The organism is Stenotrophomonas chelatiphaga (assembly GCF_032054965.1).
Lineage (GTDB): Bacteria > Pseudomonadota > Gammaproteobacteria > Xanthomonadales > Xanthomonadaceae > Stenotrophomonas > Stenotrophomonas chelatiphaga.
Window position 1 is genome coordinate 43,157 of sequence record NZ_DAMBRS010000002.1, and the last position, 22,923, is coordinate 66,079.

The 22,923-nt window shown below is 67.7% G+C and carries 17 protein-coding genes; 10 read left to right on the forward strand and 7 right to left on the reverse strand.

Annotation, left to right across the window (positions count from 1 at the left end):
• The first annotated feature begins 70 nt into the window (after positions 1-70).
• Positions 71-2,071 (forward strand): transketolase, encoded by a 2,001-nt coding sequence (tkt, locus tag RTX79_RS04740; protein ID WP_312682285.1) that lies wholly within the window; start codon positions 71-73, stop codon positions 2,069-2,071.
• A gap of 180 nt (positions 2,072-2,251) precedes the next feature.
• Here the strand turns inward: tkt and RTX79_RS04745 are convergent, their stop codons facing one another.
• The 4 genes from RTX79_RS04745 to RTX79_RS04760 all read right to left on the reverse strand — a co-directional run bounded on the left by RTX79_RS04745 (position 2,252) and on the right by RTX79_RS04760 (position 6,729).
• A complete protein-coding gene (locus RTX79_RS04745) occupies positions 2,252-4,204 on the reverse strand; it encodes an acetyl-CoA hydrolase/transferase C-terminal domain-containing protein (protein ID WP_312682286.1) in 1,953 nt (650 codons plus the stop codon).
• Positions 4,205-4,374: 170 nt separating this feature from the next.
• Positions 4,375-5,175 carry an MBL fold metallo-hydrolase gene (locus RTX79_RS04750; protein WP_312682287.1) on the reverse strand — a complete coding sequence of 267 codons (801 nt, stop codon included), beginning with the start codon at positions 5,173-5,175 and terminating at the stop codon, positions 4,375-4,377.
• 11 nt (positions 5,176-5,186) lie between these two features.
• On the reverse strand, positions 5,187-6,002 hold the full coding sequence (locus RTX79_RS04755; protein WP_312682288.1) for a S1/P1 nuclease: 816 nt from the start codon (positions 6,000-6,002) through the stop codon (positions 5,187-5,189).
• A 100-nt stretch (positions 6,003-6,102) separates the two neighbouring features.
• The gene (locus RTX79_RS04760) at positions 6,103-6,729 is read right to left on the reverse strand and encodes an OmpW/AlkL family protein (RefSeq protein ID WP_057687351.1); all 627 of its coding nucleotides are present in this window, start codon (positions 6,727-6,729) and stop codon (positions 6,103-6,105) included.
• 190 nt (positions 6,730-6,919) lie between these two features.
• Here RTX79_RS04760 and gap point away from each other — a divergent pair, with 190 nt between their 5' ends.
• The 8 genes from gap to RTX79_RS04800 all read left to right on the forward strand — a co-directional run bounded on the left by gap (position 6,920) and on the right by RTX79_RS04800 (position 18,255).
• Positions 6,920-7,924, forward strand: a complete 1,005-nt coding sequence (gene gap, locus RTX79_RS04765) for a type I glyceraldehyde-3-phosphate dehydrogenase (RefSeq protein WP_057687352.1) — start codon at positions 6,920-6,922, stop codon at positions 7,922-7,924.
• Positions 7,925-8,086: 162 nt separating this feature from the next.
• A complete protein-coding gene (locus RTX79_RS04770) occupies positions 8,087-10,777 on the forward strand; it encodes a DUF2339 domain-containing protein (protein ID WP_312682293.1) in 2,691 nt (896 codons plus the stop codon).
• Positions 10,774-12,141 (forward strand): DUF3999 domain-containing protein, encoded by a 1,368-nt coding sequence (locus tag RTX79_RS04775; RefSeq protein ID WP_312682294.1) that lies wholly within the window; start codon positions 10,774-10,776, stop codon positions 12,139-12,141. Before RTX79_RS04770 ends, RTX79_RS04775 begins: the two co-directional genes overlap by 4 nt.
• A gap of 162 nt (positions 12,142-12,303) precedes the next feature.
• Positions 12,304-13,479 carry a phosphoglycerate kinase gene (locus RTX79_RS04780; RefSeq protein ID WP_057687355.1) on the forward strand — a complete coding sequence of 392 codons (1,176 nt, stop codon included), beginning with the start codon at positions 12,304-12,306 and terminating at the stop codon, positions 13,477-13,479.
• A complete protein-coding gene (locus RTX79_RS04785) occupies positions 13,476-14,165 on the forward strand; it encodes an HAD hydrolase-like protein (protein WP_312682296.1) in 690 nt (229 codons plus the stop codon). Before RTX79_RS04780 ends, RTX79_RS04785 begins: the two co-directional genes overlap by 4 nt.
• A 225-nt stretch (positions 14,166-14,390) precedes the next feature.
• Positions 14,391-15,857, forward strand: coding sequence for a pyruvate kinase (gene pyk / locus RTX79_RS04790; RefSeq protein ID WP_312682297.1), 1,467 nt, complete (start codon positions 14,391-14,393; stop codon positions 15,855-15,857).
• A gap of 139 nt (positions 15,858-15,996) precedes the next feature.
• The gene (locus tag RTX79_RS04795) at positions 15,997-17,001 is read left to right on the forward strand and encodes a class I fructose-bisphosphate aldolase (RefSeq protein WP_057687359.1); all 1,005 of its coding nucleotides are present in this window, start codon (positions 15,997-15,999) and stop codon (positions 16,999-17,001) included.
• Positions 17,002-17,127: 126 nt separating this feature from the next.
• Positions 17,128-18,255 (forward strand): ABC transporter substrate-binding protein, encoded by a 1,128-nt coding sequence (locus RTX79_RS04800; protein WP_312682299.1) that lies wholly within the window; start codon positions 17,128-17,130, stop codon positions 18,253-18,255.
• A 40-nt stretch (positions 18,256-18,295) separates the two neighbouring features.
• Here the strand turns inward: RTX79_RS04800 and RTX79_RS04805 are convergent, their stop codons facing one another.
• Both RTX79_RS04805 and cysK read right to left on the reverse strand, forming a co-directional pair.
• Positions 18,296-18,901, reverse strand: coding sequence for an O-acetyl-ADP-ribose deacetylase (locus RTX79_RS04805; protein ID WP_312682301.1), 606 nt, complete (start codon positions 18,899-18,901; stop codon positions 18,296-18,298).
• 206 nt (positions 18,902-19,107) lie between these two features.
• Positions 19,108-20,067 carry a cysteine synthase A gene (gene cysK, locus RTX79_RS04810; RefSeq protein ID WP_057687361.1) on the reverse strand — a complete coding sequence of 320 codons (960 nt, stop codon included), beginning with the start codon at positions 20,065-20,067 and terminating at the stop codon, positions 19,108-19,110.
• Positions 20,068-20,267: 200 nt separating this feature from the next.
• Here cysK and RTX79_RS04815 point away from each other — a divergent pair, with 200 nt between their 5' ends.
• On the forward strand, positions 20,268-21,251 hold the full coding sequence (locus tag RTX79_RS04815; RefSeq protein WP_057687362.1) for a LysR family transcriptional regulator: 984 nt from the start codon (positions 20,268-20,270) through the stop codon (positions 21,249-21,251).
• Here the strand turns inward: RTX79_RS04815 and RTX79_RS04820 are convergent.
• A complete protein-coding gene (locus RTX79_RS04820; protein ID WP_312682307.1) occupies positions 21,241-22,785 on the reverse strand; it encodes an amidase in 1,545 nt (514 codons plus the stop codon). The two genes, RTX79_RS04815 and RTX79_RS04820, sit on opposite strands and share 11 nt — an antisense overlap.
• Positions 22,786-22,923 lie beyond the last annotated feature (138 nt).

Genomic DNA, 22,923 nt, shown 5'->3' on the forward strand with positions numbered 1-22,923 from the left:
CCGGGCGTGGCACGGCGCTACAATGGCTTGCCCGCACGTCCGCGGCCGCCTCCCTGATTCCGATAGAACCATGACGCAGCCTACCCGCCGCCAGTTGGCCAACGCCATCCGCTTCCTTGCCGCCGATGCGGTCGAGACCGCCAAGTCCGGCCACCCCGGCATGCCCATGGGCATGGCCGACATCGCCGAAGTGCTCTGGAACGACTATCTCCGCCACAACCCGAACAACCCGAAGTGGTTCAACCGTGACCGTTTCGTGCTGTCCAACGGCCATGGCTCGATGCTGCAGTACGCCCTGCTGCACCTGAGCGGCTACGATCTGCCGATCGAGCAGCTGAAGGCGTTCCGCCAGCTCGGCAGCAAGACCGCCGGCCATCCGGAACACCATGAAACCCCCGGCGTGGAGACCACCACCGGTCCGCTCGGCCAGGGCTTCGCCAATGCCGTCGGTTTCGCCCTGGCCGAAAAGCTGCTGGCCCAGCGCTTCAACCGCCCGGAGCTGGAAATCGTCGATCACCGCACCTACGTGTTCATGGGTGACGGCTGCCTGATGGAAGGCGTGTCGCATGAAGCCGCTTCGCTGGCCGGTACCTGGGGCCTGCACAAGCTGGTCTGCTTCTGGGACAACAACCACATCTCCATCGACGGCAATACCGATGGCTGGTTCACCGACAACACCCCGGAACGTTTCGAGGCCTACGGCTGGAACGTGGTGCGTGACGTCGACGGCCAGGATCCGGAAAGCATCAAGGCCGGCATCGACGCCGCGCTGGCGCAGTCCGACAAGCCGACCCTGATCTGCTGCCGCACCACCATCGGCTTCGGTTCCCCGGCCAAGGCCGGTAAGGAATCCAGCCACGGTGCGCCGCTGGGCAAGGACGAGCTGGAAGCCACCCGCAAGGCACTGGGCTGGGAATACGGCCCGTTCGAGATCCCGGAAGCCATCTATGGCGGCTGGCGTGCCGGCGGTACCGGCACCCTGCGCCAGGCCGAGTGGGAACAGCAGTTCGACAAGTACGCCGCCCAGTACCCACAGCAGGCCGAGGAGCTGACCCGTCGTTCGCACGGCGAGCTGCCGGAAGATTTCATCGCCAAGGCCGATGCCTACATCGCCCAGGTGGCGGCGGAAGGCCCGACCATCGCCTCGCGCAAGGCATCGCAGCTGGCCATCGAAGCCTATGCACCGCTGCTGCCGGAGCTGGTGGGCGGTTCGGCCGATCTGGCGCACTCCAACCTGACCCTGTGGAAGGCCAGCAAGTCGGTCGCCACCGATGACGCCAACGCCAACTACGTGTATTACGGCGTGCGCGAGTTCGGCATGACCGCCATTGCCAACGGCCTGGCCCTGCACGGCGGTTTCCTGCCGTTCGACGCCACCTTCCTGGTGTTCAGCGACTACGCCCGCAACGGTGTGCGCATGAGCGCCCTGATCCCGGCCCACGCCATCCACGTCTATACCCACGACTCGATCGGCCTGGGCGAAGACGGCCCGACCCACCAGCCGGTGGAGCACCTGGCCTCGCTGCGCTACATCCCGAACAACGACGTGTGGCGTCCCTGCGACGCGGTGGAATCGGCGGTCAGCTGGAAGGCTGCGATCACCCGCCAGGACGGCCCGAGCTGCCTGGTGTTCAGCCGCCAGAACCTGCCGCACCAGCCGCGCGATGCCGGCCAGATCGCCCAGATCGAGCAGGGCGGCTACGTGCTGGCCGATGCCGAAGGCGGTACTCCGGACGTGATCCTGATCGCTACCGGTTCGGAAGTGTCGCTGGCCACCGAAGCCAAGGCGCAGCTGGACGCGGCCGGCCTGAAGACCCGCGTGGTCTCCATGCCGTCCACCGACGTGTTCCTGCGCCAGGATGCGGCCTACCGTGAATCGGTGCTGCCGAACGCGGTGCGCAAGCGCGTGGCGATCGAAGCCGGTGTCACCGGTTTCTGGCGCCAGTTCGTCGGCCTGGATGGTGCGGTGGTGGGTATCGACACCTTCGGCGCATCGGCGCCGGCGGACGCGCTGTACAAGCACTTCGGCATCACCACCGCGCACGTGGTGGAAGCCGCCAAGGCGCTGTAATACGCAGCAACGGAAAACGCCCCGCAAGGGGCGTTTTTTTTGTGCCCCAGCCCGGTAGTGACGGCCGCTGGCCGTCAGCTCATCCCTTGCTCTTGGCCTTGGTGGGTGACGACCGTTGGTCGTCACGCGGTTGCTCCGTCACCGCTGCGCTCGCCGAGCACGGCTCGGCGCTACCGGCCGCTAGGCGGCCGTACGTGCCAGCGCCAACCGCAACAGGCGCGCGTTCAAGCGTTCGCCCACGTTCGCCGGCGCTTCAAGCCCCATCCGCTGCAGGTACACCGCATCGCCATCGCCGGCGCGTTGCGTCAACGCGGCCCACACCGTGCGCAGCTTCGCGCCGCGTGTCTGCGTGTTGGATTTCAGCCAGCCGAGTGCCTTCAACAGGACCTGCTCGACCTCTGTGAAATCACTGCCCAGCGGATAATCGGGCAGGGTGCCGTCGCTGCGGAATCCGGCCAGTGCGGCCGACAAGGCCTGCGGCGTATTGCGTTGTGCACGCGGGTCGACCTGCGCGGCGGTCGCCAGCTTGCGCGCGGCCTTCGCCTGCTGCAGCAATGCCTGCTGGAACGGCTGCTCGGTAATGGCGGCCATGGCCTGCACGCAGTCGGCGTCGGTCAGTCCGCGCAGGTCGGCGATGCCATATTCATCGAGGTACACATCGCGCAGGTGGCGCGGAATGGTGGTGTGCCCATAGTTCCAGCGCACGTTGCTCTCGCGGGTGCCGGCATCTTCGCGCGCGGCGCGGAACATCAGCACGCTGCGTGCTTCGGGCAGCGCATGCGCCATCGCCACGAAGTTGTACTGGCCGCCCACGCCGGAGACCACGCGGCCGTCTTCCAGCGCATCGGAGACGGCGGCGCCGAGCGCGGTGGCCATCATGCAGGAATTGAAGAAGCGTGCATGGCGGCGCTGCAGCCGCTCCAGCTCTTCGTTGCCGCCGTACAACTGGTTGATCTCACTGATCCGGCGCATGCCGATGGCGCGGCATTCGTCGTCGGGCAGGGTGCGCAGCCACTCGTAGAACTCAGGCGAGCCCAGGTAGAACGCGCCGTGCAGGTACTCGCCTTCGGCGGCCAGCGTGGCATGGTCGGCGGTGTAGGCGCTGCCGTTGTCCAGTCGTTTCATCAGCACCAGGTCATCGTGCACCTTGCGCTTGATCACCCCGCACTGCACCAGCTTGCGGAAGCCTTCGTTGAGCATCTCGCTGCAGCCGTACAGGCCCTCTTCGAACGGCCCCAATCCACCGATTTCAGCCACCAGGGGATGCGCCGCCAGCTGCGGATCCAGTGCATGCAGCACGCGTCGGTACAGCGCGTTGTCGGTATGGCGCAGCACCAGCGCGTGGCTGAGCGCATCGGCCAATGCACCGATGCCGATCTGCAGGGTGCCACCGTCACGCACCAGCGTGCTGGCGTACAGGCCGATGGCATGGTCGGCATCGCTGACCGGTTGCCGCGGCAGGCCGAACAGCGCCGGATAGGGACCGGGCGGCGTGATCACCAGGTCGAAGAAGGTCTCGTCCACCGCCGCACTGCCGCCCAGCCACGGCAGCTGCGGATCCACTTCGGCAATCAGCAGCGGGCGCGGCAGCCCGCGTGCGGCCATGGCATCCAGGGTGTCCTGGGTGATGTCGTTGTTGCACGACAGCGACAACCGGCTGCTGCCTTCGCGGCGGGCCACTTTCTGCACGATGGCATGTGGCGCGCGCTGGGCGACCGCATCGGCGGCGTGGGTGTAGTTCAGGCTGGTATAGCTGGCCTGCGCCTGCCGCGAGCGCAGCAATGCGCCCGACTGCATGTAGAACTCTTCCACCTGGATGTGGTCCGGCAGGGTGTCGGCTGCCATCGCATCGGCATACGCCAGGCGCACGGCGTCCTTGCCGAAATGACGCGCGGCGAACGGTCCCATGAAGCGCGCCTCCAGCCCATCGCCACGCGCCACCGGCGGGTTCAGCGACAGCGCGGTGTAGATCTGCAGCGGCCGTGCCGGGTCCTTTTCCACCCGCGCGTACAGCGCGTTGAGCAGACGATGTGGCTTGCCCAGCGCGAGCGGCGCCCCGATGCGAACGGCGCCTTCGACGCGCGCCTGCAGCCAATCGACGGCCGCATCCAGATCGGTCAGGTGGTCGGTCATGCGCGCTCCTTGGTCTTTATCAAGGCATTACAGCATGTCGGGCTTGAACGTCGTCACAAACCAGAAAAAGGGGACGGAGGGGATTAAGTCGCAATCGGCCCGCGCGCCGATTGCGACTTAATCCCCTCCGTCCCCATTTTTCCGTCCCCATTTTTCCATTTTTCGGCTGCTCAGCCGCCGCCCTGCAGGTTGGCCCTTACTGCCGGCTGCATCAGGCGCGGTTCGGCCAGGGTGGCATCGCGGGCCTGGCGCATGGCCACGAACTCGGCTTCGCTCACGCCTTCGCCGACGTGGATGTTATGCGCGCGCTGTTCGGCGATGCTGGTCTGGTTGGCGACATCGCGGCCGCCGGCGCCGTAGTCGTGGCACACGAAGACGCGCGTCTGCCCTGGCAGCGACAGCAGGCGCTGGATCGAGCGGTACAGCTGCGCGGCGTCGCCACCGGGAAAGTCGCAGCGGGCCGTGCCGCTGTCGGGCATGAACAGCGAATCGCCCGGGAACAGCGCATCGTCGATCAGGTAGGCGATGCTGTCGCTGGTGTGGCCGGGCACGGCGATCACGCGTGCGTCCAGCGTGCCCAGCGCGAAGCGTTCACCGTCGGCAAACAGATGGTCGAAAGCTTCAGGGGTCGCCGACAGGTCCAGTGCAAGACGCGGCGCGAACGTGGCCTGCACCGCGCGGATGCCTTCGCCGATGGCCAGCGTGGCCTGCGGGAAACGTGCCTTCAGCACGCGCCCGGCCGACACGTGGTCGGCATGGGCATGGGTTTCCAGCAGCCAGCGCACGTCCAGCGCGTTGTCGCGCACATGGTCCAGCAGCGGCTGCAGCGCGGCATCGGACAGCGCGCCGGCATCCGGCTCGTAGTCCAGCGCGGCGTCGATCAGCGCCGCGTGGCCGGTGGCCGGGTCGTGCGCCACATAGCTGAAGGTATTGCTGTCGTGGTGGAAGAACGACTGGACGTGGACAGGCATGCGGCACCTCCTCAGCGGCGGCCGAGGGCGCTGTTCAGTACCTGCGCCAGCCGCTCGCCGGCGATGCGCAGTTCGCCCTCGGCCACGGGGCGATAGTGTTCGGTGTAGTCGTCGCCCAGCTTACGCGAGGCCGGGTAAACACCGTGTTCAACCGCCACGCGGCAGCTGGATTCGGCCCAGGCGGCAGCATCCCGGCGCAGGTCCACGCGGCGTGCCAGCGACGGTTGCGGCAGCGCCTGCAGCACCTTCAGGTAGCCGTCGTCGTCCAGTTTGCGGGTGTTGAGCAGGCCGCTGTCCCACAGCGAATGCAGGTTGGTGCCGCGCCCGTTGAACTGCAGCTGGAAATCGTTGCCCCCCTTGTCGTGCCCGTAGCCGGCATGCATGGGCTGGTGGATGTCACCGACCAGGTGCACCACGAACTTCAGCGCCTGCGCACGTTCGGCGTCGCTGCGGCTGCGATCGGACAGGATCAGCGTCTGCTGCTTCAGCGCTTCGACCACGCAGTTGCCGTCCGGGCAGTGCTTGGGTGCATCGTAGACGCAGCCGTCTTCGGCCATGTTGATGTAATGCCACTTCGCTGAACGACGGCCCAGGTCCCGATCATTGGCGCGCAACTGGTCGGCCCACGGCGCGATGCCGGACAGGGTGGGATCGGTCTCGCCGGCCAGCAGGCGATCCACTTCGGCGCGCGCGGCCGGGGTGAGGCGGGTTTCCGCGACACGGCCCACCAGCCGGTGGCCTTGGGCGCCCCAGGCCAGGGCATCGGTGGAAACGAGGGGGAGCGCTGCCAGCAGGGCAGCGGCCGGGATCAGGGAGGAGAATTTCATCCTGCGTATTCTAGCGGCCGCCCCGCGCGCAGGGTTGGACGTCACGCTTGTCGGCAGTGACGGCCGCGGGCCGTCACGTGCTTGAACGACCAGCTGTGGATCAGAACGCGACGACGTATGACACGCCGTACGCCAGCGGGTCGATGTTCACCGTGCCCAGCTTCTGGCCATCCAGCTTGACCTTGCTGTCGATGTCCATCCAGCGCAGGTCCACGCGCAGCGCGGCCTTTTCGCTGATCGCGAAATCCAGCCCTGCATGCGCGGCCAGGCCCCAGGAATCATCGAGCTTCAGCGTGCTGCCGGCCAGCGCGCCGCCGGTTTCTTCGCTGAAGAAGGTGGTGTAGTTGATGCCCGCCCCCAGGAACGGGGACACCTTGCCTTGGCTGTTGAAGTGGTACTGCAGGGTCACCACCGGCGGCAGGTGCTTGGTGCTGCCGACCCGGCCGAGGCCGGCGATGTTGATGTCGTGCTTGAACGGCAGCGCGGCCAGCACCTCGATGCCGAGGTTGTCGGCGATGAAATACTCACCGGTGATGGTCGGCTTGATGTCGCTGTCCACGTCCACCTTCAGCGTGCCACCGGCCAGCGAGCCGTTGTTGGACTTCGGTGCCACCTGGTGCACGCCGGCGGAGAGCGTCCAGTCGCCCTTGGACTGGGCCATGGCCGGGGCGGCGGCCGATGACAGGGCGAGGGCCAGGCCGGCCAGCAGGGGAGCGGTGATGCGCATGGTGCAGGTCTCGTTGCGGGGTGATGGGGCCAGTCTCGGCCGGACCCGCCTGCAACGCCTTGATCCGGATCAAATCCGACCGGGCAGCCGGGTCCCGGGCGGCCTGACCGCCGGTGGTCAGGGCGGTTTGCTAGACTAGTGGGCCTTATCCATCCCGCCGCGTCGCGCGCGGCCGCAGGAGCTCATCAACATGGCAATCAAGGTTGGTATCAACGGTTTCGGTCGCATCGGGCGCAACGTGCTGCGCTCGGCGGTGCTGAACTTCGGCGACGACATCGAAATCGTGGCCATCAACGATCTGCTGGAGCCGGATTACCTGGCCTACATGCTGAAGTACGATTCGGTGCACGGCCGCTTCAAGGCCGACGTGGCCGTGGAAGGGGGCAACCTGCTGGTCAACGGCAAGAAGGTGCGCCTGACCCAGGAACGCGACCCGGCCAACCTGAAGTGGGACGAAGTGGGCGTGGACGTGGTGATCGAATCCACCGGCCTGTTCCTGACCAAGGAAACCGCGCAGAAGCACATCGACGCTGGTGCGAAGAAGGTGATCCTGTCGGCACCGTCGAAGGACGACACGCCGATGTTCGTGTTCGGCGTGAATGACAAGACCTACGCCGGCCAGGCGATCGTCTCCAACGCCTCGTGCACCACCAACTGCCTGGCCCCGCTGGCCAAGGTCATCAACGACAAGTGGGGCATCAAGCGTGGCCTGATGACCACCGTGCATGCCGCCACCGCGACCCAGAAGACCGTCGATGGCCCGTCCAACAAGGACTGGCGCGGCGGCCGCGGCATCCTGGAAAACATCATTCCTTCGTCCACCGGTGCGGCCAAGGCCGTCGGCGTGGTGATCCCGGAATTGAACAAGAAGCTGACCGGCATGAGCTTCCGCGTGCCGACTTCTGACGTGTCGGTGGTCGACCTGACCGTCGAACTGGAAAAGGAAGCCACCTACGCCGAAATCTGCGCCGAAGTGAAGGCACAGAGCGAAGGCGCGCTGAAGGGCATCCTCGGTTACACCGAAGACAAGGTCGTGGCGACCGATTTCCGCGGCGAAACCCACACCTCGGTGTTCGATGCCGAAGCCGGCATCGCCCTGGACAGCACCTTCGTCAAGCTGGTGTCGTGGTACGACAACGAATGGGGCTACTCCAACAAGTGCCTGGAAATGGTGCGCGTCGTCGCGGCGAAGTAATTCCGCACCGCGTGTGACCCTGCGAACCCCGGCCCCGGCCGGGGTTCGTCGTTCCAGCGGCAGCCGCGCGGCGGTCGATTCCTGCAGTTGCCTGACTTGCCGTAGCATGGCACGGTCCGGCGGTGCCATCGTGGCGCGGGAAGACCACCAGGAAGCGACTGAATGGAAGCGTTGATTGCACTGCTGGTACTGGTGGCGCTGGCCATCCCGTTGTTGCTGGTGATCGCGCTGGTCATGATCTCCGGGCTGCGACGCCGCGTGGGTGCGCTGGAGCAGGCCCTGCTGGCGCGAGATGCGCCCGTGGCCGAGCGTTCCGCTGCGGTCAGCGAAAGCACGCCGGTCGTCGATGACGCGTGGGATCCGATTCCCGCCGTTGCGCCCTGGCCGCTGCACGCCCCGCACGCCGAGGCGATCGAGCGCGAAGAAGCGGCGGGGGCGTTCGCCAACGTCTCTCCCGCTGCACCGCCGCCGCTGCCGCCTGGACCGCAGGACACTCCCGAAGCGCTGTCGGAGCCGGTGTATCGTGCACCGCCGCCGCCGTCGGGCCCGAACCCGGTCGAGCGCCTGCTGGCAGGCGCCAAACGCTGGTTCACCGAAGGCAACGTGCCGGTGAAGATCGGCATGCTGGTGCTGCTGGCCGGCGTGGCGGCGCTGCTCAAGTACGTCAGCGACCAGGGCCTGCTGCAGGTGCCGATCGAACTGCGCCTGGCCGGCATCACCGTCGCTGCGCTGGGCCTGCTGGTATTCGGCTGGAAGCAGCGCGACCAGCGCCGCCTGTTCGCGCTGGCGCTGCAGGGCGGCGCCATCGGCGTGCTGCTGCTGACCACCTTCGCGGCATTCAAGATCTACGGGCTGGTCGATCCCGCACCGGCGTTCATCGCCAGCATCCTGCTGGTCGCCGGCCTGTGCGTGCTGGCCGTGGTGCAGGAATCGCGCACGCTGGCGGTGCTGGGAATCCTGGCCGGCTTCATGGCCCCGTTGTGGCTGTCCACCGGCAGCGGCAACCACGTCGGGCTTTTCAGCTACTACGCGGTGCTCAACGCCGGCATCTTCGCCATCGCCTGGTTCCGCCCCTGGCGCGCGCTGAACCTGTTGGGCTTCGTGTTTACCTTCGGCATCGGCACCGCATGGGGCGTGCTGCAGTACCGCCCGGAAGACCTGCCCACCACGCAGCCGTTCCTGGTGCTGTTCTTCGCCTTCTACCTGCTGATTCCGCTGCTGTATGCACGCCGCCAGCCGGCGGGGAAACGCGACTTGGTCGATGGCAGCCTGGTGTTCGGCACGCCGCTGGTGGCGTTCTCGCTGCAGGCCGCGCTGCTGCATGACCAGCCGATGCTGCTGGCCGGCATCGCGGTCGGCGTGGCCGCCGTGTATGCCGTACTTGCCCGCGCGCTGATCACGCGTCCGTCGTACCGCGTGCTGGCCCAGTCGCACGCGGTGCTGGCGGTGGGCTTTGCCACGCTGGCGGTGCCGCTGGCGCTGTCGGCACGGGTCACCGGCGCGGTGTTCGCGCTGGAAGGCGCCGGCCTGGTCTGGCTGGGCCTGCGCCAGCAGCGCCGGCTGCCGCAGATCAGCGGCGCGCTGCTGCAGATCGCCGCTGCGTTCGCCTTCGTCGCCGGGGCCGACCATTGGGACGGCGACGCGCGGATGTTCCTCAACCCCACCGCGATCGGCGTGCTGCTGCTGGCCCTGGCCGGCTTCGCTTCGGCGTGGAGCTGCCGCCAGCACGGCCGCGACAACATCGCGCTGGTGTATTACCTGTGGGGCCTGATGTGGTGGCTGCTGGGGCTGGTGGCCGAATGCTTCCGCTTCGTCCCTGACCGCCACCAGCCGGATGCCCTGTTGATCATCGCCGCGGTGACCGGTTGGCTGGCGGCCGAAGCGTATCGTCGCCAGCCTGCACGCGTGCTGGGGCTGACCACGCTGGCGATGCTCGCGTTTGCCTTCCCGCTGCTGATTGCCCAGGTGGGCACGCACGAGCAGCCGTTCGCCGGCTATGGCGGCCTGGCGTGGGCGCTGATGGCGGTGCTCGGTACGCGTTCGCTGCATGCGCTGCGCCAGGGCGCCGGCCGGGTCGCCGTTATCGCGCAGTTCCTGTGGTGGCTGCTGTGGCCCTGCGTGCTGTCGCTTGCACTGCAGCAGGTGGCCAGCCGCTTCGGCATGGCCGGCGGCTGGCAGGTCGTGGTGGTGCTGTTGCCGTGGATCGCGCTGGTGGTGGCGACCCTGCATCGCTGGCGCTGGATCAGCCAGCCGCTGGGCACGGCGTTCGATCCGGCACGGCCGGTGCTGCAGAGCGTGCTGTTCGGCCTGCTGGGCTGTGTCTGGCTGTACCTGCACAGCACGCCGGGCAGCGCCGATCCGCTGCCGTGGCTGCCGGTGGTCAATCCTTCCGAACTGGTCCAGTGGGCGATCCTGCTGCTGGCTGCGCGCTGGCTGTATATCGGCCAGGCGCCTGCCGCGCTGCAGCGGGTCCGCGTACCGCTGTTGTCCATCGCCGGCTTCATCGCGGTGACCAGCCTGACCCTGCACGCCGTGCATCATTGGGGCGGGGTGCGCTGGAACGAGGCGCTGCTGGGTTCCAGTCTGGCCCAGACCAGCCTCACCGTGGTCTGGAGCGTGCTCGGCGTGGTCGCCTGGGTATGGGGCTCACGGCGCGGCCAGCGCGTGTTGTGGACGGTCGGTGCGGTGCTGATGGCGGTGGTACTGGCCAAGCTGATCCTGGTCGACCGCCAGCACCTGGGCAACCTGCTCGGCATCGCCTCGTTCATCGCCTACGGGCTGTTGTGTACCGTGGTGGGATACTTCGCGCCGGCGCCGCCGCGCCAGCCGCAGACCGTGGAGAACCAAGCATGAAAACGTGGACGGGGCTGTTGTTGGCCCTGCTGGTGGCCCCCGCTGCCGCGCACGCGCAGGAACATCGGCAGCAGTACGTCGAGCAGTGGCCGCTGAGTCTTTCCAGCGCGCAGTCCGGTGCCTACCGGATCACCCTGGAGCCGCAGATCTACCGCCGTGCGTGGTCAGCGCAACTGGCCGACGTGCAGGTTTACAACGCCGCCGGCCAGGCGCTGCCGTCGGCACTGCTGGCGCCGGACCAGCCACTGGCGCAGCCGCCGGTGCAGCGTGAGCTGCCCTGGTTCGTGCTGCCGCCGCTGGATGCACGCAGCCGCAACGACCTGCAGCTGCTGACCGAGCGCGACAGCGACGGCCGCGTGCGCCGGGTCGAAGCGCGCCTGGGGGCATCGGCAGGCGCAACGCGGTCCGCCGGCTGGCTGATCGACGCCAGCGTGCTGGGACAGCAGCCGCTGGCCGCCGTGGTGCTGGATTGGGAAACGCAGGAGCAGCCGTTGCAGGCCACCGTGCAGGTGGACGCCAGCGACGACCTGCGCAGTTGGCAGCAGATCGACGCGGCGCTGCCGCTGGTCGACCTGCAGCGCGCCGGCAAGCGCCTGCTGCAGCGCCGGATCGGCGTGGACCGCAGCGTGCGTTACCTGCGCGTGCTGCCCAACCAGGACCAGGCGTTGCCGGTGCTGCGCGGCGTGCTGGCGGAGCTGCCGCCGGCCGCGGCGACGATCCCCTGGGAATGGGTTGCCCTGCAGCCGGTGAAGCAGGGCGGCGGCAGCTTCGAGTTCACCGTGGACGGCCGCTATCCGGTGAGTCGTCTGGATGTATCCACCCGCGACAACAGCCTGGTGCAGTGGACGGCCTTCAGTCGCGATGATCCGGCGGCCGACTGGCAGCGCCGCACCGCGCCCTGGGTGGCCTACCAGCTGCAGGCCGGCGGCGGCAGTGCCCAGCAGTCCGCGCCGCAGTCGTTGTCGGGGGCGACCCGCGACCGGTACTGGAAGCTGGTCGCCGAACCGGCCACGACCACCGCCGTGCCCACCCTGCGCGTGGGCTACCAGCCGGAAGTGCTGGTGTTCCTGAGCCAGGGGGCGGCGCCCTATGCGCTGGCGGTGGGCAGTGCGACGGCCGTGCGCCAGGAGGCCCCGGTCGGCGTCCTGATCGATGATCTGCGTCAGCGCAATGGGCCGGCGTGGCAGCCCACCCTGGCGCGGCTGGAGGGCGCCCCGGAGCCGCTGGCGGGCGAGGCTGCACTGCAGGCACCACGCGACTGGAAGCGCTGGCTGCTGTGGGCGCTGCTGGTGCTGGGCGTGCTGGTGGTGGGCTGGCTGGCATTGAGCGTGCTGCGGCAGCATCCGGCCACGGACAAGGAATGACGTCCCGGTCGTGACGGCGCGGTAGTGACGGTCAGCGGCCGTCATGCCTTGGTTGACGGCCAGCGGCCGTCACTACCTTGGGGTTTGCGATGCGCCTGCGCAGCCGGGACAATAGTGGGCTGCGCCGCGCGGCGCGCTTCTTTCCCCAGAACAGGAATGCCCATGTCCATCGTCCGCATGACCGACCTCGACCTCTCCGGCAAGCGCGTGTTGATCCGGCAGGACCTGAACGTCCCGATCGAGAACGGGCAGATCAGCTCCGAACAGCGCATCACCGCCTCGCTGCCCACGCTCAAGCGGGCGCTGGAGCAGGGCGCTGCGGTGATGGTGACCTCGCACCTGGGGCGTCCGAAGGAAGGCCAGTGGAGCGAAGAGAATTCGCTGCAGCCCGTTGCCCGCCGCCTGTCCGAACTGCTGGGCCGCGACGTCCCGCTGCTGCGTGACTGGGTGGGTGGCGTGGACGTGCAGCCGGGCCAGATCGTGCTGCTGGAAAACTGCCGCATGAACGTTGGCGAGGGCAAGGATGATGAAGCGCTGGCCAGGCAGTACGCCGCGCTGTGCGATGTGTTCGTGATGGATGCCTTTGGTACCGCGCACCGCGCGCAGGCCTCCACCCACGGGGTGATCCGTTTCGCCCCGGTGGCGGCCGGTGGCCCGCTGCTGATGGCCGAACTGGATGCGCTGGCCAAGGCCCTGAAGGAACCGGCCAAGCCGTTGCTGGCGATCGTCGCCGGCAGCAAGGTCAGCACCAAGCTGGAACTGCTGGCCAGCCTGGTCGGCAAGGTCGACCAGCTGATCGTCGGCGGTGGCATCGCCAACACCTTCATCGCCGCCGCCGGTTACCCGGTCGGCAAGTCGCTGTACGAACCGGACCTGCTGGAGACGGCGAAGAAGATCGTCGCCGATGCCAAGGCACGCGGCGCCGACATTCCGCTGCCGACCGACGTCGTGGTGGCCAAGCAGTTCCTGCCCGATGCCGAAGCCACGGTGAAGGCACTGGCCGATGTCGCCGAGGATGATCTGATCCTGGATATTGGCCCGGACACCGCCCAGCGCTACGCCGCGCTGATCAACCAGGCTGGCACCGTGGTGTGGAACGGCCCGGTCGGCGTGTTCGAATTCGAGGCTTTCAGCAAGGGCACCGAAGCGCTGGCGCGTGCCATCGCCGGCTCCAGGGCGTTCTCCATCGCCGGTGGCGGCGACACGTTGGCCGCCGTCGACAAGTTCGATATCGCAGGCGACGTCAGCTACATCTCCACCGGCGGCGGCGCGTTCCTGGAGTTCCTGGAAGGCAAGACCCTGCCGGCCGTGGCGGCGCTCGAAGCCCGGGGCGCATGATGGAGCAGGATCGGTGGGTGACGGCCGTGAGCCCTCACCCTGCCGAGGCGCGTGACACGCTGTTCTTCGATCTTGATGGCACGCTGATCGACTCGCAGGTCGGCATCACCCGCTGCATCACCCACGCGTTCGAGCGGATGCAGCACCCGGCGCCTCCAGTGGAGGCGCTGCGCGGCTGGATCGGTCCCTCGCTGCGCACCAGCTTCGCGCCGCTGTTCAACGATGCGGCCAAGGTGGAGCAGGCCGTTGCGTACTACTGCGAGCGCTTCGAAACCGAAGGCTGGCAGGAGCATGCGGTGTTCGACGACATTGAACAGGTGGTGCGTGCGCTGCAGGCGCGCGGCCATCGCCTGGCCGTGGTCACCGCGAAGAATGAAGCCCATGCGCGGCGCATCATCGAGCACCTGCCATTCGGTGCGTGTTTCGACGAGGTCATCGGCGCGACTGCCGATGGCAGCCGCAGCAGCAAGCCGCAGCTGGTGGCCGAGGCGTTGTCCCGCTTGTCGCTGCAGCCAGGCCAGTGCTGGATGATCGGTGACCGCCGCATGGACATCGAAGGGGCCCGTCACCACGGCCTGCGCAACATCGGTGTGTTGTGGGGCTTCGGCGGTGCCGAGGAACTGCGCGAGGCCGGCGCCGATGCGCTGGCGGCGACGCCGACGGAGTTGCTGACGCTGATCGGGTAATGCCGGCGCCTGCAGGGATTCGTCCGGCAGCGCGGGTGCTGGTGCTGGCCGCGGTTCGTGCGCGCCGAGCATGGCGCGGCGCTGCAGGCGTTGTCGTGGGTCATCCATGCTGCCCCGTATTGTCTTGCAGACATCTCGCAGAACCAGACCCCGTAAGGATGTAACCGCATACATGGGTCGTGAAGGATGTGCTAATTTCCCTGCTTTAACGGGAGCCCATCCACCATGTTCGAGCGTCAGCGTCGCACCAAGATCCTAGCCACCCTCGGCCCGGCCACCGATCCACCCGGCATCCTCGAGGAGCTGTTCCGCGCTGGCGTCAACGTGGTGCGCCTGAACTTCAGCCATGGCGATCCGTCCGGCCAGGCCAAGCGTGCCGCCGACGTGCGCGCCGCCGCTGCCCGCGTGGGCGTGGAAGTAGGCATCCTGGCCGACCTGCCGGGCCCGAAGATCCGCATCGAGCGCTTCGCCGAGGGCAAGATCCAGCTCAAGGCCGGTGACCGCTTCGATCTGGTGGCCGCCGCCAACGTGCCGCCGGGGGACACCACCCAGGTCGGCGTGAGCTACCTCGGCCTGCCGCAGGACGTCGGCCCGGGCGATGTGCTGCTGCTGGATGACGGCCTGATGCAGCTGCAGGTGGTCGAAGTGCAGGGCGAGCGCATCATCAACACCGTGCTCAACGACGGCGTGCTGTCTGATCGCAAGGGCCTGAACAAGCAGGGCGGTGGCCTGTCGCTGGGCGCGCTGACCGAGCGCGACAAGGAACTGATCGGCATCGTCGCCAAGATCGGCGTGGACTTCATCGCCGTGTCGTTCTGCCGCAACGCGCAGGACATGAACGATGCCCGCCAGATCGCCGAATCGCACGGCTGCTATGCCGCGCTGGTGTCGAAGATCGAGCGCACCGAAGCCATCGAGAACCTGGAAGAAATCGTCGACGCCAGCGACGTGGTGATGGTGGCGCGCGGTGACCTGGGCGTGGAAATCGGCGATGCCGAGCTGCCGGGCCTGCAGAAGAAGATCATCAAGGCCTCGCTGGCGCAGAACAAGGTGGTGATCACCGCTACCCAGATGCTGCAGTCGATGGTCGAAAGCCCGATCCCGACCCGCGCCGAAGTGCTGGACGTGGCCAACTCGGTCATCGACGGTACCGACGCGGTGATGCTGTCGGCGGAAACCGCCGCCGGCGCCTACCCGGTCAAGGCCGTGGAAGCGATGGCGCGCATCTGCCTCGGCGCCGAGCGCCAGTTCCAGACCGAAACCGACTTCGGCGCCTCGCCGCGCAACCTGGAACGTGCCGACCAGGCCATCGCCATGGCCACCATGTTCCTGTCCCAGCACGTCGGCGTGCGGGCGATCGTGGCGATGACCGAATCCGGCGGCACCGCCCGCTACCTGTCGCGTTTCCGTGCCTCCGCGCCGGTGTTCGCGGTGACCCGCCACGACGGCGCCCGCCGCCAGATGGCGCTGATGCGCGACGTGTTCCCGATCAACTTCGACAGCCGCGGCCTGACCCCGCGTGAAGCCGCGCGCGGCAGCATCCGCCTGCTGGCCGAAGCCGGCCTGCTCGAGTCCGGTGACCGCGTGGTGTTCACCAGTGGCGAGCACATGGAGACCCATGGCGCCACCAACACCCTGCGCCTGCTGGAAGTGGGCGCCAATGGCAGCGCCAGCGGCCTGGGCGAGCTGTAACGGCGTCCCGGCGGCGCGGCGGAAACGTCGCGCCGTCACGGTTGCGCAAGCTGAAAGCGGTTCCAGACCCCGTGGACGGACAGTTCACGGGAGGCGGGCGCTATAATCGGTTTTTTCCCGCACCCGCCACAGGAAGTACATGAGCATCGAACAGCTGGCTGAAACCGCCCAGGCCATGGTCGCCCCGGGCAAGGGCATCATCGCGATCGACGAATCCACCGGCACCATCGCCAAGCGCTTTGCCAGCGTCGGCGTTGAGAACACCGAAGAAAACCGTCGCGCCTACCGCGAACTGCTGCTGACCACGCCGAAGCTCAACGAGCACATCTCCGGCGCGATCCTGTTCGACGAGACCATCCGTCAGTCGACCAAGGACGGCGTGCCGTTTGCCAAGTACATGTCCGACAACGGCATGATCCCCGGCATCAAGGTCGACAAGGGCGCCCACCCGCTGGCCGGCTGCCCGGGCGAGCTGGTCACCGAAGGCCTGGATGGCCTGCGCGAGCGCCTGCAGGAGTACTACAAGCTGGGTGCGCGCTTCGCCAAGTGGCGTGCGGTCATCAACATCGGCGAAAGCATCCCGTCGGGCACCTGCATCGAGTCCAACGCGCATGCGCTGGCCCGTTATGCCGCCCTGTGCCAGGAATGCGGCCTGGTGCCGATGGTCGAGCCGGAAGTGATCATGGACGGCGACCACGACATCGAGACCTGCTACGAGGTCACCGAAGCCACCCTGCGTTCGCTGTTCGACGCGCTGTACCAGCAGAACGTGCTGCTGGAAGGGACCATCCTGAAGGCCTCGATGGTCATCTCCGGCAAGGACTGCGAAGAGCAGGCCGATGCCGAGGAAGTGGCCGAATCGACCGTGATGTGCCTGAAGAGCACCGTGCCGGCGATCCTGCCAGGCGTGGTGTTCCTGTCCGGTGGCCAGAGCGACGAGCAGTCCACCGAACACCTCAACGCGATGAACCAGATGGGCAACCTGCCGTGGCCGCTGAGCTTCTCCTACGGTCGTGCCATGCAGCAGGCCGCGCTGGCGCTGTGGGGCAAGGACACCAAGGGCAACTACGCCGCCGCACAGAAGACCGTGTACGAGCGTGCCAAGGAAAACGGCCAGGCTGCACTGGGCAAGTGGAACGGCTGATCGAGCCGCTCCGGAAATGAAAAAAGAACGCCGGCCACGTGCCGGCGTTTTTTTTCGGCTATCGTGTCGCCTGCCCGGGGCATGGCCACTTCGCGGCCTCTGAATGATGGGCCAAGGAGAAACACCATGCGTACTGCAACGACACTACTGGCCGCCGCCCTGGCGCTGGCGATCGGCGGCTGTGGCCAGAAGGCGGGCGCCGCCGACGGCGGCAAGGCCACGTCGCTGGACTTCGACAAGGCGGTGGCCGGGGAGATCACCACCTCCAGCCCGCTGAGCTTCAGCGACGGCAGCCGCTACCAGCTCTATTCGATGCAACTGAAGGACAAGCAGGCGGTTTCGCTGAAGCTGGTCGGTTCGCTGTCCGGTGCGCTGTCGGTGTTCCGCGACGACGGTACCCTGGTGACCCGTGGCGAACGCTCCGAAGACAGCGGCCTGGAAGTGACCTTCCGTGCCGACGGTGCCGGCCGCTACCGCATCGCGGTCAACGGCGACGATGCCGATGCCTACGGCCCGTATCGCCTGCAGGCCACCGAAGTGGTGCCGTATGACGGCAAGCCGCTGGCCAATGGCGGACAGATCGTCGACCTGCTGGCCGGCGAGCGCCAGGAATACACCCTGCAGGTCGACAAGCCGGGCCTGTACCAGATCAACCTGACCTCCAACGCGTTCGACACCGTGCTCGACCTGAAGGGTGCCAACGTGGAAGAAGAGGACGATGACGGTGGCAGTTCCACCAACTCGCGCCTGAGCCTGATGCTGGACGCCGGTACCTACAAGCTCGGCGTGCGTGCACTGGATGACGAAGGCAACGGCCAGTTCCGCCTGGACGTCAAGAACACCGCGCTGGCGGCGGACGTGGTGTCCACCGATGGCACCGCCCTCGCTGTCGGCGCCAACGTGCAGGTGCTGTTGTCGCGCGATGACGGCGAGCGCCGCTTCGTGCTGAACGTGCCGCAGGCCGGCGCGGTGCGTATCGATGCGCTGTCCGACCAGGTCGACACCACCCTTCGGCTGACTGGCGGCAACATCAACCTGGAAGACGATGACGGTGGCAGCGGCACCAATGCACGCCTGCAGGCGAACCTGCCGGCGGGTCGATACCAGCTGCTGGTTGCAAGCCTGGAAGAAAGCCAGGCCGTGGTGCAGGTGCGGGTGAGCGCGGAGAGCGGCGAATCGCTTTCGGTGCGTGATGCCGCATCGGCGGACAACGACGTAGCGGTCGCGGCGCCGACCGACGTGGACGCCAACTAAGCGCGTTCCAACGGTGACGACCCTCGGGTCGTCACCGTCTTCAGAAAGCGGGCATCAACGGCGACGCGGCAACAGCGCGATCACCGCCACGCGGTGCCTCGGCTTGATCGTCCAGTGTCTGTCCTGCCGCCGCCAGCGCCTGCTGGTAGGCCTTGAACGTGGCGGTGTTGTAGGCCACCAGGATGATCCGTCGCGGTTCGCGATGGCTGCGCTGCCAGGCCAGCGTTTCGGTGGCCGCGATTTCGGCGGCGCGGTACAGCGGATAACCGTAGACGCCGCAGCTGATCGCCGGGAAGGCGATCGAGCGTGCGCCGAGCTTTTCAGCCAGCTGCAACGACTTCCAGTAGCAGTTGGCCAGCAGTGCGCTTTCATCGCGCTGGCCGTCGTGCCAGACCGGCCCCACCGTGTGCAGCACGAAGCGGGCGGGCAGGTCATGCGCGTCGGTGGCGACCACTTCGCCGGTCGGGCAGCGCACGCCCGGGCGCAGCTGCGGCAGCTGCTCGCACGACTGCAGCAGGCCAGGACCTGCTGCCCGGTGGATGGCACCGTCGACGCCACCGCCACCCAGCAGGGACTCGTTGGCCGCATTGACGATCGCATCCACCGCCAGGGTCGTGATGTCACCCTGCCAAACCTCGATCTTCATGCGTCCTTCTCCTGACTGTCGTTGAAACGGCGCAACGTCCCGCGTTGCATGTGCCACCGTAACCGGGGCTGCATGCAGGCTGCGTCATGACCGTCTCACACGCTGCGAACAGGAAAAGAACAGTACGCCGGGAAGAGCAGGGCATCGGGGTCAGGTTCCTTTCCGCGGGAAAGGAACCTGACCCCATCGAGACCGCGGGCGCGTGCTCAGGGCAGGCCGGCCAGCCAGTCGTCGTCGGAGCCTTCGTTCACATCGGCGAACAGCGGCGTGGAGAAGTAGCGCTCGCCGGTGTCCGGCAGCATCGCCAGGATCACCGAACCCGGCTCGGCGCGTTCGGCGACGTCCAGTGCGCTGGCCAGCGTGGCGCCGGCGGAAATGCCGACGAACAGGCCTTCTTCGGCCGCCAGCCGGCGCGCGGTGCTGATCGCGCGGTCGTCTTCCACGGTCAGCAGTTCGTCCACCACGTTGCGGTTGAGCACATCGGGCACGAAGTCCGGAGTCCAACCCTGGATCTTGTGCGGTTTCCAGTCATCGCCCTTCAACAGCGCCGCGCCGGCCGGTTCGGTGGCGACGATGCGAGTCTGCGGGCGGGCCACCTTCAGCACTTCACCGACGCCGGTCAGGGTGCCGCCGGTGCCCCAGCCGCTGACGAAGTAGTCCAGCCGGCGGCCGGCGAAGTCACGCAGGATCTCCGCGGCGGTGGTGCTGCGGTGGTAGGCCGGATTGGCCGGATTGGCGAACTGGCTGGCCAGGAACCACCCGTGTTCCTGTGCCAGCTCGGCCGCCCGGCGCACCATGCCGCTGCCGCGCTCGGCGGCCGGGGTCAGGATCACCTTCGCGCCGTAGGCACGCATCAGCTTGCGGCGTTCGATGGAGAAGGTTTCCACCATGGTGGCGACGAACTTGTAGCCACGCGCGGCGGCCACCATCGCCAACGCCACGCCGGTGTTGCCGGAGGTCGCTTCGATGATGGTGTCGCCCGGCTTGAGCAGGCCGCGCTGTTCGGCATCGAGCACGATCGCCAGCGCCAGGCGGTCCTTGACCGAACCGCCCGGATTGAACGATTCCACCTTGGCATACAGGGTGACGTGCGCCGGCGCCAGCCGGTGCAGCTTGACGATGGGGGTGTTGCCGATGGTATCGAGGATGGACTCGTACAGGGCCATGAGGGCACTCCGTGAGGGGCCGCGCCAGACGCGGGGGGCAAGAGGGAAGGCGGCCGCTGCTGGCATCCGCCTTTGCCGGCTGACCGTAGCGCTGCCATATGACGGCAGGAAATGACCAGATACCTTTCATAAACAACGTTTGGTTATATGTTGGTGAGGGCAATTGACCTACAGTGGTTTTCCCTACCGAGCCGCCTGCCATGACGCTGACCCAGCTTCGCTACCTGGTCGCCATCGCCGATGCCGAGCTGAACATCACGCTCGCCGCCTCGCGCGTGCATGCCACCCAACCGGGATTGTCCAAGCAGCTCAAGCAGCTGGAAGATGAACTGGGCTTCCTGCTGTTCGTGCGGCGCGGCCGCAGCCTGGAATCGGTCACCCCGGCCGGCGTGGAAGTCATCAGCCGCTCCCGCGCGGTGCTGGCCGAAGCCAACAACATCCGCACCTACGCGGCCAACCAGCGGCGTGAAAGCCAGGGCCAGCTGGTGCTGACCACCACCCATACCCAGGCCCGCTTCGTGCTGCCGCCGGCGGTGGCGCGGATCAAACAGGCCTATCCGCAGGTCAGCGTGCACCTGCAGCAGGCCGCTGAAAGCGACGCGCTGGACCTGCTCAGCCAGGGCGATGCGGACATCGCCATCATCAGTACCGCCGGCGGCGAACCCAGCGCCGGGATCGCCGTGCCGCTGTATCGCTGGCGGCGGCTGGTGCTGGTGCCCAAGGGCCATCCGCTGGACCGCGCCGGCCGCGCGCCGGACCTGGCCGCCTTGGCTGCCCATCCGCTGATCAGCTATGAATCGTCCACGCGCGCCGCATCTTCGCTGCAGCGGGCGTTCGCTGGTTCCGGGCTGGAGCCGGACATCGCGCTGACCGCGCTGGATGCCGACCTGATCAAGACCTACGTGCGCAGCGGGGTGGGCGTGGGCCTGCTGGCGGAAATGGCGGTCAGCGCCGCCGACCACGACCTGCGCGCCTGGGTGGCGCCGGCGCCGATCGCCGAATGCATCGCCTGGGCGGTGCTGCCGCGGGACCGCGTGCTGCGCGATTACGCGCTGGAACTGGTGCACGTGCTGGCCCCGCAGATCGACCCGCGTGACCTGCGCCGGGTGCTGGACGGCAACCAGGCCGCGAACTGGCCGCTGCCGCCTACGTGGGAATCGTTGACCCAGACCATCACGTCCTGAGCGGATCCATCGGGGTCAATACCGGCATCGCCGCTTCCAGTGCCGCGCCCACCTGCAGCACGTCGCGTTCATGGAAGCGCCTGCCCATCAGCTGTACGCCGGTAGGCAACCCGTCCACGCACCCGGTCGGCACCGCCAGCGCCGGAAAGCCGAGCACCGGAATGGCCATCAATGGCCAGCCGGAGGCGATGGCCGCTCGCGCGGAGGCAAGATCCGCGTAGTGCTGGCCATGCTTGAAGGGCTCCTCGCTGGCGACCGGCATCAGGATCACCGGATACCGGCGCAGCTTCTGCTGCAGGCTGGCGATCAGCCTGGCGCGCCGCGCGTAACCGTTGATGTAGTCGGTCAGCGAAGGCCGACGCCCCCACATTTCACTCGCGACGTCGTAGTTGAAGCCGATCCATGCCTTGATCGGCGCGTCTCCGTCGCGCTCGATGCTGGGCAGCAGCGCCCGGGTTTCTTCCATCACCAGCAGCCACCACAGACGCCACGCTTCGGCCAGTTCCGGCAGCCTGACCTCTTCCACGGTGAAACCGGCCTGCTGCAGCGCCACCACCGCACGTTCCAGCGCGGCGGCCACCGTAGGCGTGCGCGGCTTTACATCGTCCTTGCGCAGCACGCCGATGCGGGTGCCCGGCACCAGCGGTGATGCGGGGAACGGCAGCGGCAGCGATCCCGGGACGCGCGGATCGAATCCAGTCATTGATTCCAGCATGAGACGGAGATCGGCAACGTCGCGGGCGATCGGCCCATCGACCAGCATCAGCTGCAGGCCGAGTGCTTCATCGCCCTTGGCCGGACTGAACAGCCCCGGCACGCGCCCGGGCGTCGGACGCAGTCCGGCCACGCCGCAGCAATAAGCAGGATGGCGGATCGAACCCCCGATGTCGTTGCCGTGTGCCAGCGGCACCATGCCCGTCGCTACCGCGCAGGCGGCCCCGCCGCTGCTGCCGCCAGGCGTATGGGCACGGCTCCATGGATTCCAGGTGGTGCCGTGCAGGTCGTTGCGCGCATCCCAGCTGAAGGAAAAACACGGCGTGTTGCTGCGCCCGAGCACGATGGCACCGGCTGCGCGCAGACGTGCCACCTGGGGCGCGTCGGCATCGGCGATGTTGTCCTTCAGGGCGACGATCCCGTTGGTCATCGGTTGGCCACGCACGTCGGTGTTGTCCTTGATGACAACGGGAATGCCATGCAAGGGCCCGCTCACGGCTCCCCGCGCCAGGGCGGCATCGGCCTGCTCGGCAGCGCGGAGCGCGGCGGCCTCGTCAACGAAGTTCAATGCGTTGACGACAGGATTCACCACCGCAATGCGACCCAGGCAGCTGCGCGTCAATTCAACCGCGCTGAGCTCCCCGCGGCGCAGCAGCGCGCTCGCGTCGGTGGCCGACAGCGCCCACGCCGGGAGCGAGCCAGGTGACCGCAGCGACAGGGGCGGCACCTGCGCCGCAGCGGGCACCATGCCCCCGGTGCCGGCCATCGCGCCCGATGCCGCTGCGGCAGCGAGGAACTGCCTGCGATTGAAAGTGGGCATGTCATGGCCTTGGCAGGAGGGGAGCGTTCAGCCTGCGCTACTGGTCGGATGGAGCCCAGAGGCGGCCGCGTCGGCCGTCGCAAGCGGCGCGCGCGCTGCCGCCGACACATCCCGATACACGATGACATCCCGGCGCAA

Excerpts from the sequence above, each read along its gene's own strand:
- RTX79_RS04805 (WP_312682301.1), bottom strand. The coding sequence starts at position 18,901 with ATGAAGATCGAGGTTTGGCAGGGTGACATCACGACCCTGGCGGTGGAT.
- RTX79_RS04770 (WP_312682293.1), top strand. The coding sequence starts at position 8,087 with ATGGAAGCGTTGATTGCACTGCTGGTACTGGTGGCGCTGGCCATCCCG.
- tkt (WP_312682285.1), top strand. The coding sequence starts at position 71 with ATGACGCAGCCTACCCGCCGCCAGTTGGCCAACGCCATCCGCTTCCTT.
- RTX79_RS04745 (WP_312682286.1), bottom strand. The coding sequence starts at position 4,204 with ATGACCGACCACCTGACCGATCTGGATGCGGCCGTCGATTGGCTGCAG.
- RTX79_RS04815 (WP_057687362.1), top strand. The coding sequence starts at position 20,268 with ATGACGCTGACCCAGCTTCGCTACCTGGTCGCCATCGCCGATGCCGAG.
- RTX79_RS04795 (WP_057687359.1), top strand. The coding sequence starts at position 15,997 with ATGAGCATCGAACAGCTGGCTGAAACCGCCCAGGCCATGGTCGCCCCG.
- gap (WP_057687352.1), top strand. The coding sequence starts at position 6,920 with ATGGCAATCAAGGTTGGTATCAACGGTTTCGGTCGCATCGGGCGCAAC.
- RTX79_RS04760 (WP_057687351.1), bottom strand. The coding sequence starts at position 6,729 with ATGCGCATCACCGCTCCCCTGCTGGCCGGCCTGGCCCTCGCCCTGTCA.
- RTX79_RS04750 (WP_312682287.1), bottom strand. The coding sequence starts at position 5,175 with ATGCCTGTCCACGTCCAGTCGTTCTTCCACCACGACAGCAATACCTTC.
- RTX79_RS04820 (WP_312682307.1), bottom strand. The coding sequence starts at position 22,785 with ATGCCCACTTTCAATCGCAGGCAGTTCCTCGCTGCCGCAGCGGCATCG.
- RTX79_RS04785 (WP_312682296.1), top strand. The coding sequence starts at position 13,476 with ATGATGGAGCAGGATCGGTGGGTGACGGCCGTGAGCCCTCACCCTGCC.
- RTX79_RS04755 (WP_312682288.1), bottom strand. The coding sequence starts at position 6,002 with ATGAAATTCTCCTCCCTGATCCCGGCCGCTGCCCTGCTGGCAGCGCTC.
- pyk (WP_312682297.1), top strand. The coding sequence starts at position 14,391 with ATGTTCGAGCGTCAGCGTCGCACCAAGATCCTAGCCACCCTCGGCCCG.
- RTX79_RS04800 (WP_312682299.1), top strand. The coding sequence starts at position 17,128 with ATGCGTACTGCAACGACACTACTGGCCGCCGCCCTGGCGCTGGCGATC.
- RTX79_RS04775 (WP_312682294.1), top strand. The coding sequence starts at position 10,774 with ATGAAAACGTGGACGGGGCTGTTGTTGGCCCTGCTGGTGGCCCCCGCT.
- cysK (WP_057687361.1), bottom strand. The coding sequence starts at position 20,067 with ATGGCCCTGTACGAGTCCATCCTCGATACCATCGGCAACACCCCCATC.
- RTX79_RS04780 (WP_057687355.1), top strand. The coding sequence starts at position 12,304 with ATGTCCATCGTCCGCATGACCGACCTCGACCTCTCCGGCAAGCGCGTG.